This is a genomic window from Pseudobutyrivibrio xylanivorans (assembly GCF_008935055.1).
Classification (GTDB): domain Bacteria; phylum Bacillota; class Clostridia; order Lachnospirales; family Lachnospiraceae; genus Pseudobutyrivibrio; species Pseudobutyrivibrio xylanivorans_A.
In genome coordinates this window covers 1,210,766-1,223,460 of sequence record NZ_CP043028.1, presented here as the reverse complement: position 1 = coordinate 1,223,460, position 12,695 = coordinate 1,210,766, and the positions used below count along the sequence as shown (strand labels likewise).

General features: G+C 41.6%; 9 protein-coding genes. 4 read left to right on the top strand and 5 right to left on the bottom strand.

Features of this window, described 5'->3' with window-relative positions; translation table 11 throughout:
* Positions 1-105: 105 nt before the first annotated feature.
* The 3 genes from FXF36_RS05640 to FXF36_RS05630 all read right to left on the bottom strand — a co-directional run bounded on the left by FXF36_RS05640 (position 106) and on the right by FXF36_RS05630 (position 3,710).
* Positions 106-993 carry an IS3 family transposase gene (locus tag FXF36_RS05640; protein ID WP_151622864.1) on the bottom strand — a complete coding sequence of 296 codons (888 nt, stop codon included), beginning with the start codon at positions 991-993 and terminating at the stop codon, positions 106-108.
* Entirely contained in the window at positions 924-1,481 is a 558-nt protein-coding gene (locus tag FXF36_RS05635; RefSeq protein WP_151622863.1) for a helix-turn-helix domain-containing protein, read from the bottom strand. Before FXF36_RS05635 ends, FXF36_RS05640 begins: the two co-directional genes overlap by 70 nt.
* Before the next feature lie 588 nt (positions 1,482-2,069).
* Positions 2,070-3,710: an ABC-F family ATP-binding cassette domain-containing protein gene (locus tag FXF36_RS05630; RefSeq protein WP_151622862.1), complete on the bottom strand. Its 1,641-nt coding sequence runs from the start codon at positions 3,708-3,710 to the stop codon at positions 2,070-2,072.
* Positions 3,711-3,882: 172 nt separating this feature from the next.
* Between FXF36_RS05630 and FXF36_RS05625 the strand changes: the two genes are divergently transcribed.
* The 4 genes from FXF36_RS05625 to hisS are packed head-to-tail and all read left to right on the top strand — an operon-like array spanning position 3,883 to position 9,508.
* On the top strand, positions 3,883-6,180 hold the full coding sequence (locus FXF36_RS05625; RefSeq protein WP_151622861.1) for a RelA/SpoT family protein: 2,298 nt from the start codon (positions 3,883-3,885) through the stop codon (positions 6,178-6,180).
* A 5-nt stretch (positions 6,181-6,185) separates the two neighbouring features.
* Positions 6,186-6,806: an MBL fold metallo-hydrolase gene (locus FXF36_RS05620; RefSeq protein ID WP_151622860.1), complete on the top strand. Its 621-nt coding sequence runs from the start codon at positions 6,186-6,188 to the stop codon at positions 6,804-6,806.
* Positions 6,807-6,818: 12 nt separating this feature from the next.
* Positions 6,819-8,258 (top strand): coproporphyrinogen dehydrogenase HemZ, encoded by a 1,440-nt coding sequence (gene hemZ, locus FXF36_RS05615; RefSeq protein ID WP_151622859.1) that lies wholly within the window; start codon positions 6,819-6,821, stop codon positions 8,256-8,258.
* Positions 8,249-9,508: a histidine--tRNA ligase gene (hisS, locus tag FXF36_RS05610; protein ID WP_151622858.1), complete on the top strand. Its 1,260-nt coding sequence runs from the start codon at positions 8,249-8,251 to the stop codon at positions 9,506-9,508. Before hemZ ends, hisS begins: the two co-directional genes overlap by 10 nt.
* 616 nt (positions 9,509-10,124) lie before the next feature.
* Here hisS and FXF36_RS05605 read toward each other — a convergent pair.
* The gene (locus FXF36_RS05605) at positions 10,125-10,649 is read right to left on the bottom strand and encodes a flavin reductase (protein ID WP_151622857.1); all 525 of its coding nucleotides are present in this window, start codon (positions 10,647-10,649) and stop codon (positions 10,125-10,127) included.
* 16 nt (positions 10,650-10,665) lie between these two features.
* Positions 10,666-12,576 carry an EAL domain-containing protein gene (locus tag FXF36_RS05600; protein ID WP_167511299.1) on the bottom strand — a complete coding sequence of 637 codons (1,911 nt, stop codon included), beginning with the start codon at positions 12,574-12,576 and terminating at the stop codon, positions 10,666-10,668.
* Between the last annotated feature and the right edge of the window lie 119 nt (positions 12,577-12,695).

Below are 12,695 nucleotides of genomic sequence, written 5' to 3'. Positions count from 1 at the left end.
GGGAAAGTATTACTAAAACTTTTTTCAATCCTTTTTAATTCTTAACTCCACAGGAAGAGCGCCCTTTCTGATATGTACCCAGAATCCTGGACACATATTTATGAACTAGGCTGAACACATGGATGCTATCCTGTATTGTACAGGTGGCATCCATTTTGTTTTTGCCTGAATTCTTTTGTTATTATAATAATCTATATATTCATCAATCGCTTTTGCGAATTCTTCATAAGAAGAAAAATCTTTCTCATAACCATAGTACATTTCATTTTTCAATCTGCCAAAGAAAGTTTCCATAATGCAATTATCATAGCAATTACCTTTTCGAGACATGGATTGGATAATTCCATGCTCTTGTAAAGTGTTTCTATAGAGAGCATGCTGATATTGCCATCCTTGATCAGAATGAAATATAAGACCTTCCACTGATGGAAATTTATCAAATGCTTTATTTAACATTCTTTCTATTTGCTCAAGATTAGGGCTTTTAGATAAGTCATATGAAATGATTTCATTCGTATTCATATCTAGAACTGGCGATAGGTAACACTTTCCCCATGTAAAATTAAACTGGGACACATCTGTTGTCCATTTCTGCAAAGGCGCAGTTGTACTGAAGTTTCTATCTATTATGTTATCAGCAATCTTTCCAACTTCGCCCTTATAAGAATGATATTTTTCCTTAGGACGTTTCCCTAATAATCCAGCTTCATGCATAAGACGCTGAACGCGCTTATGATTAACTATATACCCACGATTTATCAACTCCCTGATGAACACGTCTAACACCATACCTACGCTTGTTAGATTCAAAAATACTTTTATTTCTTCAAGTATTTCTTGATTGCGTTCAGCAACAACATCTTTCTTGCTAATCTCAAAATAGTATGTTGATTTAGCCATGTGAAAAGCTTTAAGAAGATGTTTTAATTGGAATCCTTCTTCTCTGAGGTTTTTGATGATTGCTGCTTTTTCGCCTTGAGTTGCGCAGCCCACTTTTCTTGCCTCAAGGCAATCCTTTTTTTTATTACTTCATTTTCTGCTTTTAAATATTCGTTTTCAGCTCTAAGCCTGATAAGTTCTTCTAATTCTGACTCTGTAAGAGGGCGTGGGTTAGTATTTTTTTTCATAGAATAATCCTTTGAAGGCCTTCCTTTGTTTTTTACTAATCCATTATACCCCTGAGTTTTGTAATCTTGTACCCACTTATATAAGGTCCCTTGATGCATTCCTTGCTCGAAAGAAACAGATTGAATAGACTCACCTGCAATAACACGAGAAACTAATGCGTATTTTTCTTCAGGAGTACGCAGTTTTTTCTTATTGCAAAAGGCTTCCGAACCTAAAGCTTCTTCTCTGCGACTCCAGCGTCTTATCATTTTATGAAAATTTTGCGGATTCTTTATGCCTTCTGGAGTTTCAGGCCACTTGCCAGAACGATACAAATCAATACACTCTAATATAAATTCCATACTATAACGCATAAAAATAACCCTCCTTACAGGACATTTACTTTGTCCAGTAAAGAGGGTACATATCATTCGGGGGCGCTCTTTCGCTGTTGGTAAATAATATCAAGCATAATTCATATTTTAGTATTGGGCAAACGGTATTGGGCAAACACACCCATACCCCAAGGTACATTGGTTTTTTAGGTTTTGTGGTACCAATGCCAGTGAAAGGTACCACAAGATAAAGGCAATATGTGAACATTGGGGAGCGGCAATACCCCAATACCTGCAAAACATATAATGCTTGAGGTACTGGAAAACGAAAAAGTACATCAAGAAATTGCAAAATCTCAAGGCTTGGGGTACTGCAGTACCTCAAACTTGCAAATATACATAAATATTGTGGTACCTAAACCTTCCAAATGTACCACAATATTAAAGAATGACAATATATTGGGGTCTCCATAGGATTTTTATTTATCCAGGAAACGGAATAGTCACAGATTTCATTTATTTTGAATTAGGACTATTAGAGTAATTAGAATTATTAAGAGACATAATAATCCTATAAAAATAGCTGGCACCGAAAGGTGCCAGCTATCACTTATAGAATAATAATGTTTAGTCATCCTCGAGCTCATCTGAAGAAAGCTCAAGTACTGTACGCTTACGAGCCATTTCATCAGACTCGAGGTACTCGTCGTATGTAGTCATCTTGTCGATCATCTGTCCGTTTGGAAGGATTTCGATGATACGGTTTGCAGTAGTCTGCACGATTTCGTGGTCACGAGAAGAGAAAAGGATAACACCTGAGAACTTCTGAAGACCAGTGTTGAGTGCTGTGATTGACTCCATGTCTAAGTGGTCAGTAGGCTCGTCCAGCATAAGGACGTTAGAGTTCTCAATCATCATACGAGAAAGAAGAACACGAACCTTTTCACCACCGGATAATACCTTCATCTTCTTTGCACCGTCATCGCCAGCGAAAAGCATACGGCCAAGGAAACCACGTACATAAGTTGCATCCTTAATCTCAGAGAACTGTGTAAGCCAGTCTACAATGAGAAGGTCTGTAGCGAAGATTTCTGTATTGTCCTTAGGGAAGTATGACTGAGATGTTGTAACACCCCATTTGTAGCTTCCTTCGTCTGGTTCCATCTCACCTGCGAGAATCTGGAAGAGAACTGTCTTAGCCTTTTCGTTTGAACCAACGAATGCAATCTTGTCCTCACGACCAACGTTGAATGAAAGGTGGTCAAGGATAAGCTCGCCATCAATTGTCTTGGTAAGATTCTCAACTGAAAGAACCTCGTTTCCGATTTCACGCTGTGGGCGGAAGTCGATGTATGGGTACTTACGGCTTGAAGGACGGATGTCGTCAAGCTGAATCTTCTCTAATGCACGCTTACGAGATGTAGCCTGCTTAGACTTAGAAGCGTTAGCAGAGAATCGCTGGATGAACTCCTGTAATTCCTTAATCTGCTCTTCCTTCTTCTTGTTAGCTTCCTTACGCTGCTGGATAATGAGCTGTGAAGACTGATACCAGAAGTCGTAGTTACCAGCGTAAAGCTGAATCTTGCCGTAGTCGATATCTGCTGTATGAGTACATACCTTATTTAAGAAGTAACGGTCATGTGAAACAACGATGACTGTGTTCTCGAAATTAATAAGGAATTCCTCGAGCCATGCGATAGCATCTAAATCAAGGTGGTTAGTAGGCTCATCGAGAAGAAGTACGTCTGGTGAACCGAAAAGTGCACGAGCAAGAAGAATCTTGACCTTTAATGCACCTGGGAGGTCTGCCATCTGAGAGTAGTGGAACTCTGTATCAACTCCAAGACCGTTAAGGAGTGTAGCGGCATCTGCCTCAGCATTCCAACCATCCATCTCAGCGAACTCTGTCTCAAGCTCAGCTGCACGGATACCATCCTCATCAGAGAAATCTTCCTTCATATAAATAGCGTCCTTTTCCTTCATGATGTCATAGAGACGCTGATTACCCATGATAACTGTATCAAGAGCTGTGAATTCATCGTACTTGAAGTGATCCTGCTCTAAGAATGAAAGACGGTTGCCTGGGCTCATTGTGATTTCGCCGCTTGTAGGCTCAAGCTGACCTGATAAAATCTTAAGAAATGTAGATTTACCAGCACCGTTGGCACCAATGATACCGTAGCAGTTTCCTTCTGTAAATTTGATATTAACTTCTTCGAAAAGGGCTTTTTTGCCAAAACGAAGAGTGACATTATTTGCTTGAATCATCTAAAATAATCCTTTCAAAATTATAACTATAAAAAAAGACCGGAAATATGATATCAAAAAAATCAAAAAAAGTCTAGGAAGACACGGAATTTTCAGCATTAGAATTATTGCTTTTTAAACTGTTAAATAATATAATGATTAATAAAAATTTTTTAGGAAAGGCGGTGATATCATGGCAAGCAAAAATGAAGTTGAAATTAATGAGCAGCAGTCTGCTTTTGAAAACCATGGTGTCATTGCTACCGAAGATTTCGTTAATCCTGACGAGCTCTATCGTGAGCTTATTGAGCGCGTTCGCAAATATCATCCAAACACAGATATTTCCATGATTGAGAAGGGCTACACTATAGCCAGAAATGCCCATGAGGGCCAGTGTCGTAAGTCTGGCGAGCCTTATATCATCCATCCTCTTTGTGTTGCCATCATTTTGGCAGACCTAGAGCTTGATAAGGAAACTATCGTGGCAGGACTTTTGCATGATGTTGTGGAGGACACCATCTGTACCAAGGAGGAGATTGCCCAAGAGTTCTCAGAGGAAGTTGCAGAGCTTGTTGATGGCGTCACCAAGTTGGGTCAGTTGAACTACGACGCGGACAAGGTAGAAATCCAGGCTGAGAATCTTAGAAAGATGTTCCTTGCCATGGCAAAGGATATCCGTGTTATTTTGATTAAGCTAGCCGATAGGCTTCACAATATGCGTACTCTGAAGTACATGACTCCTGAGAAGCAAAAGGAGAAGGCCCGTGAGACCATGGAGATTTATGCTCCTTTAGCACAGCGACTTGGTATCAGCAGGGTTAAGATCGAGCTTGATGACCTTTCACTGAAGTATCTGGAGCCAGATGCTTACTATGATTTGGTTGAGAAGATTGCTCTTCGTAAGAGCCAGCGTACAGATTATATCAATTCGTTGGTAGTGGATGTTCGCAAACATATCGAGGCTGCAGAGATTAAGGCTGACGTATATGGTCGTGCAAAGCATTTCTTCTCTATATATAAGAAGATGGTTAATCAGCATAAGACCATCGATCAGATATATGATTTGTTCGCAGTTCGTATCATCGTAGATTCTATCAAGGATTGTTATGCAGCACTTGGTGTTATCCACGAGATGTATACACCAATTCCTGGTCGTTTCAAGGATTATATCGCTATGCCAAAGCCTAACATGTATCAGTCTTTGCATACTACAGTTATCGGTCCAAATGGTGCACCTTTCGAAATCCAGATTCGTACCTACGAGATGCACCGCACCAGTGAGTACGGTATCGCAGCTCATTGGAAGTACAAAGAAAGTGGTGAGGGCTCTACAGTTGTCGGTGAGGAGGAAAAGCTTTCTTGGCTTCGTGAGATCCTTGAATGGCAGCAGGAGATTCAGGACAATAAGGAATTCTCTTCTTTATTAAAATCCGATTTGAATCTTTTCTCAGACACAGTATTTTGTTTCACTCCAACAGGAGATGTTAAGAATCTTCCAAATGGTTCTACACCAATCGATTTTGCATATTCGATTCATTCAGCCGTGGGTAATCGAATGATTGGTGCCAAGGTCAACGGAAAGCTTGTGCCAATCGACTACGTAATCCAAAATGGTGACCGTATCGAGGTTGTCACATCTCAGAATACAAATGGTCCTAGCCGTGATTGGCTTAATATCGTAAAGTCATCACAGGCGAAGAACAAGATTAACCAGTGGTTCCGCTCACAGTCTAAGGACGAGAATATCGCCAAGGGTAAGGAACTGCTCATCAATTCGGCAAAGACAAAGGGCGTGGATATTGGCTCAATCAACAAGCCTAAATATCAGGAGCTCATTAAGAATAAATATGGCTTCCACAGTTGGGAGGATACTTTGGCCGCTGTAGGTCAGGGCGCTATCAAGGAAGGCGCCGTTATCAATAGGATGTTCACTGCATGGCAGAAGGATCATCCAGTGAAGGTTACTGACGAGGATGTGCTTGCAGAGCACAGCGGTTCTTCCGACAAGATTAAGCCTAAGTCTAAAAATGGTATTACAGTTAGCGGACTTTACGATGTTTCAGTGCGCTTCTCTAAGTGCTGCAATCCTGTACCAGGTGATGAAATCGTGGGCTTCGTTACCAGAGGCCGTGGCGTTTCAATCCACCGTACTGACTGCATCAATATGATTAATCTTCCGGATTTCGAGAAGGAGCGATTAATCGAGGCAGAGTGGGCAGCTGATATTGAAGAGGATGGTAAGCGTGGCGGAGTTTACCTGACCGAAATCAATATTTATGGAAACAACCGTACAGGTCTTCTTGTTGATATCACTCGTATTTTCACAGAGCGTGAGATTGATATCGATTCCATCCATTCTAAGACCAGCAAGCAGGGGGTTGCCACAATCACTATCAAGTTCGGCACACAGAGCAAGGAGCAGCTTCGTGCACTTGTTGAGAAAATCAAGCAGGTGGAATCAATCATCGATGTAGAAAGACCTAGAGGATAATTTTAATGAAGGTAATGCAGGTTTTATTGCCAGTTTGCGCCATGAACTGCTACTTGGCAATTAATGATAAAACAAACGAGTCTATTATAATTGATCCAGGCTCAGCGCCTGAGCGTATCAAGGCAGCGGTTGAAAAGTCTGGCACCACACCGGTTGCGATTCTTCTGACACATGGTCACTTTGATCATGCTGGTGCAGCTGCAGAGATTGCCAGCACCTATGGGATTCAGGTCTACGCTTTCGAGGGAGAGCGAGAGTCTTTAGAAAGCCCAAACATCAATCTTTCTGTTATGATGGGGGAGCCTGTTTCGTATAAGGCTGATGTTTTCCTCAAGGATGATCAGGAGTTTGATTTGGCAGGGCTTCATATCAAGTGTATTTTCACACCAGGTCATACACCTGGCGGATGCTGTTTTTATTTCCCATTTGAGGGAATTGTTTTCACAGGGGATACCCTTTTCTGCGGTTCAGTTGGCCGCACAGATTTCCCAGGTGGTTCTATGTCACAGCTTGTAGGTGGAATCAAGTCAAAGCTTATGATTCTTCCAGATGACACCATTTGTTACCCAGGACATGAGAGTGCAACCACCATTGGCGAGGAACGCATGTATAATATGTATCTATAACAGGAAGTTTTTATGATTTATATCCAATTAAATGAAGATAATTTTGAATACGATATTTATTCACTAGTTAAAGCCTTTTATCCAAAGGAAGAGGTTGAGATTTCCACAGACCCTGTTCCAGAGGATTCAGGGCTTCTTTTTTCGATGAAGGTGGACTACTCAGACAATATCCTGACCTTGGATGGACGTCAGATTGAGATTGATTATTCCAATCGTCCAGATACAAAGAATCGTCTGAAACTGGCTATTTATGAGAGCCTTCATGAGCGAACAGGAAAGGATTTACCTTGGGGCACACTGACAGGTATTCGTCCTACCAAAATCAGCTTAGGCATGATTGAGGAGGGAGCAAGCGATGAGCAGGTTGCTGATTATATGAAGCAGACCTACCTGACCTCGCAGGAGAAGATTGATTTGAGCTTGCAGGTTTCCCATAAGGAGCACGAGCTTTTATCGAAGATAGATTACGACAATGGCTATTCCATTTATATTGGAATACCATTTTGTCCAAGTACTTGCTTATATTGCTCGTTTACCTCTTATCCAATCGGCCTTTGGACCAAGAAGCTTGATGATTATATCGATGCGCTTGAAAAGGAGATGGCATTTACCGCTGAGTCCTGCAAGGGAAAGAGCCTTACTACCATTTATATTGGCGGAGGCACACCAACATCCCTAGATGCTGAGCACCTTGAGAGACTGCTTTCTCTCATTGATAAATACTTCGATACACCATCACTTTTGGAATACACAGTGGAAGCGGGTCGTCCTGATTCTATCACCTTTGAAAAGCTTCAGGTGATGCGCAATCATCCCGTCACTCGCATTTCCATCAATCCACAGACAATGAATCAAAAGACTCTTGATTTAATTGGTCGTTTCCACAAGGTGGAGGACATTCATGAGGTCTTTGGATGGGCACGAGAGCTTGGCTTTGAAAATATTAATATGGATCTTATACTTGGTCTTCCAGGTGAGACTATCGAGGATGTGGCTTACACCTTATCTGAGGTAAAGAAGTTAGCACCGGATAATCTCACCGTTCATTCACTGGCGCTGAAGCATTCTGCTAGACTCAATTATGATAAGGAAGCCTATGAGGATTATCTTGTGGAGAATTCCCAGAAGCATATGGACATCTGTCTGGATGCAGCAAAGGAAATGGGAATGAATCCATATTACCTTTATCGTCAGAAGAATATGGCAGCCAACTTGGAAAATATCGGCTATGCCACACCAGGTAAAGAGGGCTTATATAACATCTTGATAATGGAAGAGAAACAAACTATAATGGCACTTGGCTGTGGCACAGCCTGCAAGTTTGTTGCAGACCATGGCAAGACAGTTACAAGATGCGAAAATGTCAAGGACGTTCAGCTTTACATGGACCGAATTGATGAAATGATAGATAGAAAACGTGAAAAACTTAGAGAGGATTTAAAATGGCTTTAAACAAGAAACCAGTTAACGGAATGAAGGACATTCTTCCATACGAGATGGAAGTTCGCGATTATGTTACTTCTATTATTAAGGACACCTATCGTTCTTTTGGATTTACACCAATCGAGACACCAGCGATGGAGTCTATTGGAAACCTTTCAAACAAGCAGGGTGGAGAAAATGAGAAGCTTATCTTCAAGGTAATGAAGAGAGGAGAGAAGCTCAATATCCCTGAGGCACAGACAGAAGATGATGTTGTAGATTTTGGTATGAGATACGACCTTACAGTTCCTCTTTGCAGATTTTATTCAAATCATGCTAATGAGCTTTCATCACCATTTAAGGCACTTCAGATTGGCTCAGTTTGGAGAGCAGACAGACCACAACGTGGCCGTTATCGTCAGTTCACACAGTGTGATATCGATATCCTTGGCGAGCCTAGCAACTTAGCAGAAATCGAGCTTATCCTCGCTACTACTACAACACTTGGCCGTATCGGATTCAAGAATTTTGAAATCCGTATCAATGAGCGTCGTATCCTTAAGGCTATGGCTGCTTATGCAGGATTCTCTGAAGAGGATTACGATTCAATCTTCATCACACTTGATAAGATGGACAAGATTGGACTTGATGGAGTTTCAGCAGAGCTTCTTGAAGCTGGCTACTCTAAGGAGTCTATTGATAAATATGTAGAATTATTTGCACTTCTTGAGAATGTTAAGGATGTTGCAGCAGGCATGGATGTACTTCTTGATAAGCTTGGCGAATTCCTTGATACAGAGGTAGCTGACTGGATGCGCGAAATCGCAGCGGCTGTAAATGCTACAAAGGAAGCTCAGTTTGAGCTTGTATTTGATCCAACACTTGTACGTGGAATGAGCTACTACACAGGTACAATTTTCGAAATCGCTATTCCTGAGTTCGGAGGAAGCTGTGGTGGCGGCGGCCGCTACGACAAGATGATTGGAAACTTCACAGGCCAGAACACACCAGCTTGTGGATTCTCAATTGGCTTCGAGCGTATCATCCTTCTTCTTATGGAGCAGGGCTTTAAGGTACCAGGCGCTAGCAAGAAGGTAGCTTACCTTGTAGAGAAAGGCTACCCAGCAGAGAAGCTTGCCGAGGTTATGGCTCAGGCAAAGGCTGCTCGTGCGGAGGGACAGACAGTCCTCGTAGTTCGCATGAACAAGAACAAGAAGTTCCAGAAGGAACAGCTCACAAATGACGGATATGAAGAATTCGTAGAATTCTTCAACCGATAATTGCAGTTGAATATTGATTTTTATGCGGCTTCCTGATTACTTCAGGGGGCCGCTATTTTTCTGTCCTGCAAATTTTGAATCTGCCCAGTCCCCCCTGCTTCGTCGTTAAATTACTCTCAGATAGGCCTGCCCGCCAGCCTCCGCCACACTAGGGCTCGGTCCAATTCTCATTGCACGTCGCAAAATTGTGATTCTCTAAAGCTACGTTTCGCTTTCTTATTTGTGGGTGTCCGTTTCATTCTTTGCACTTCTAACGCCACAGTATACACAACACAGACACTAATAATTCTTGAATTAAGCTTTGTGCAGAAAAGCTTATATAAACTACAAAGTGTCTGTGTAGTGTAATACAGTGGCTTCGAAGTGCAAAATCAATAAAAGGACACCCACAGAAAGCTCAACCTGTAGCTTAAGAGAATCTACAATTTTACTCCAATGATGCAAATGAGAATTGGACCGAGCCCTAGTGTGGCGGAGGCTGGCGGGCAGGCCTATCTTAGCGAATGGCGTAGCGAGGAGCAGGGGCGGCTGAGCAGGACTGAAGGATAAGAGGGCAGAAAAATAGCGGCCCCGTACAGTAAGTGTAGGAGCCGCATGGAATGCGTATTGTATGCAATTATCGGGCACGAATATCTAGGATTTCACCAATGTACATCGTGTGGAAGTCGTCCAGGTGGCGCTCAGTGTATTGGATGTTCAGGATCTTTTGGTCGAGGATAGTGTTCTCCGTCATCGGTACGGCTGCAATCTTGCGGCAGAGGATGATGAAGTTGGCATCATCGATATAAGGAACCTCGAGCGCGTGATTTATTGTGACACGACAGGCAGCAAGCTTGTCTTCGTTTCGACCACTAAGCTGATCTAAAACCTTCATAAGTCGTGCGTTGTTTATATCATTCATATCAAAGAAACAAGCGGAGAAGTAGTCGCTTTTATCAAGAAGCTCTTTGGTATATCTGGTGTTACGCAAGAAGGCGTAAAGTACGTTCTTGCCCCAGATGTGCCCAACACCACCATTGTGGGATGAGGTGGCATTTACGCGACCATCAGCTTCAGTGACAATGGCAACACCTTCGTCGGCAAGCTTCTTGATTGGATTCCATTCCAACATGTTAATAGGGTAAGGCTGAAATGTGTGCATATTAATTCCTCGCTTTCTACTTAAGGTTGTGTTCCTGCATGAACTTCAAGAATTCACGCTCTGGTAATGGCTTTGAGAAATAAAAGCCTTGAATATAATCAACACCAAGAGTTTTCATAGTGTTAAATTCTTCTGCGGTCTCAATTCCTTCGGCAATGATTTTTATACCCATTGAATGAGCCATTTCGATGACTGCTGTGACGATGGCCTGGGCTTTTTTGTTATCATAATATTCTTCGGACAGATGCTTATCCAGCTTAACGATGTTGACAGGCATATCTACGATATAGTTTAGATTTGAACTGCCAGAGCCAAAGTCGTCAAGAGAGAAGGAAAGGCCATGAGCCTCAAGCTTTTGCATGTTTTTGTAAAGGCTTTCCTTACTTCGAAGGGAATTGGTTTCGGTTATTTCCAGATTGATAAGCTTAGGATCAATTTTGTAATCCTCAAGCATCTGCAAAAGCTTCGAGGTGAAGATTGGGCTCTCACCCTGTTTAACTGAAAGGTTCAGGTCAATGTGCTTTACCCCGATGCGTTCAACATGGTAGGACTTTATGAAGGATAAAGTTTTTCTATAAACTGTGTCAGAAAGCGGAATGATTCGTCCGGTTAACTCGATGATTGGAATGAATTCGTTTGGTAATAAATAAGTTTCATCAAGGAGCTTTATACGAACCAGAGCCTCTGCACAGGTGAAGGTTTCGGTTGAAATATCATAAATTGGTTGATAGTGAACCTCAACGCGGTCCTGCTCAATGGCATCGATAACAAGCTTTTCAACCTGCTTCTGTCTGCGGACATCCAGCATCAAATCCGGTGTCACCACAATTTCATTTCCTGCCATCAGGTTATAATCGGTAGGAATGAAGGTGGCAAGCAACGACATGAACTCGTCTGAATTATCGGCAACGGTGCTGTCGGGAATGATGGTGTAGTAAGGTCTTAGCAAAGCAATTGCATTGTCGATGTCTGAATTGTATTCCATTTTTTGGAAGTAAGTGAAAATCTGGAATTTTGTGCTTTCCAAAAAATCAGGGCTCTCAAATACTAATAGGAAATAGCCTTCGGCTGTATCGAAGACTTTGGCATTGTCTACTGAGAAGAGGTACTCGGACAGCATTTCAATAGTTTTTCGTAGCATCTGATTTTCTTCTGCAGAATCTGCAATAGTTTTGAAGGAAATCATCATCGCAGAGAAATGCTTGTTGTTTTGATACAGGTAATCCAGGTATTCGCGTATTACCGCAGAGCTGAAGTGTCCAGTTTTTCTGGAGATGGAGCTCTGAGGATTTTCTAATTCAAAATATATAATAAGTCCACCCAGACAGGCAGCAAAGCTGACAAGCAAAAGTTTTGGATTGAAGAATTGGATTATTGCTGAAAGAGTCCAGATTCCCATCCAAAAAATCAAGGCGGTTGATTTCTTTTGTATTAAGTGACGCTTCAGAACGATGGTTGACGTAAATACTAATAGGATGTATATGGCCACGAAAACGTAAGTGGCGATTGCACTTGGTCCGTATGAATAAAGCTTTTGACCATCGTAATAGTAGTAAACTGGCAAATAGACGGTGACAAGCAGACCTATGACGCAAAAGGCCTGAAGACAGACTCCGATGAATTTCTCATTTTTTGTTCCATAGTTTTCAAAAACATCAGAAACTGCATAGCCTAAGGCTGCAAACGCAACACAATGTAAGGATACCAGATAAAGCTTGCATACTGCATAAACTACGAAATCTGAGAAGCGCTTCGAATTGACAATAAAATAGCAGGATGCAATATCAAGGATGACGCACCCTAAGATTACGTACAGTGTCTGTTGAAATTTTCGTTCGGAGCTTAGCCCCATAACAGGCTGTTTTTTATAGAAATAAATGAGCATGGCTATAAGAATCAGCCCGCATATCTGAGTATCAATATTCATAAAATTGCCCCACAATTCTAGACCTATCTGAATTATAGCATTAATCAGAATTACCATCCATGCAATTTAGAGAATTCACAGAATATTTAGGGTTTGAAAAAAATTACTATTTACAGTTT

What these genes read in the sequence shown, in the direction of transcription:
- FXF36_RS05635 (WP_151622863.1), bottom strand. Translation starts at nt 1,481, where the DNA reads ATGCGTTATAGTATGGAATTTATATTAGAGTGTATTGATTTGTATCGT.
- FXF36_RS05630 (WP_151622862.1), bottom strand. Translation starts at nt 3,710, where the DNA reads ATGATTCAAGCAAATAATGTCACTCTTCGTTTTGGCAAAAAAGCCCTT.
- FXF36_RS05625 (WP_151622861.1), top strand. Translation starts at nt 3,883, where the DNA reads ATGGCAAGCAAAAATGAAGTTGAAATTAATGAGCAGCAGTCTGCTTTT.
- FXF36_RS05620 (WP_151622860.1), top strand. Translation starts at nt 6,186, where the DNA reads ATGAAGGTAATGCAGGTTTTATTGCCAGTTTGCGCCATGAACTGCTAC.
- hemZ (WP_151622859.1), top strand. Translation starts at nt 6,819, where the DNA reads ATGATTTATATCCAATTAAATGAAGATAATTTTGAATACGATATTTAT.
- hisS (WP_151622858.1), top strand. Translation starts at nt 8,249, where the DNA reads ATGGCTTTAAACAAGAAACCAGTTAACGGAATGAAGGACATTCTTCCA.
- FXF36_RS05605 (WP_151622857.1), bottom strand. Translation starts at nt 10,649, where the DNA reads ATGCACACATTTCAGCCTTACCCTATTAACATGTTGGAATGGAATCCA.
- FXF36_RS05600 (WP_167511299.1), bottom strand. Translation starts at nt 12,576, where the DNA reads ATGAATATTGATACTCAGATATGCGGGCTGATTCTTATAGCCATGCTC.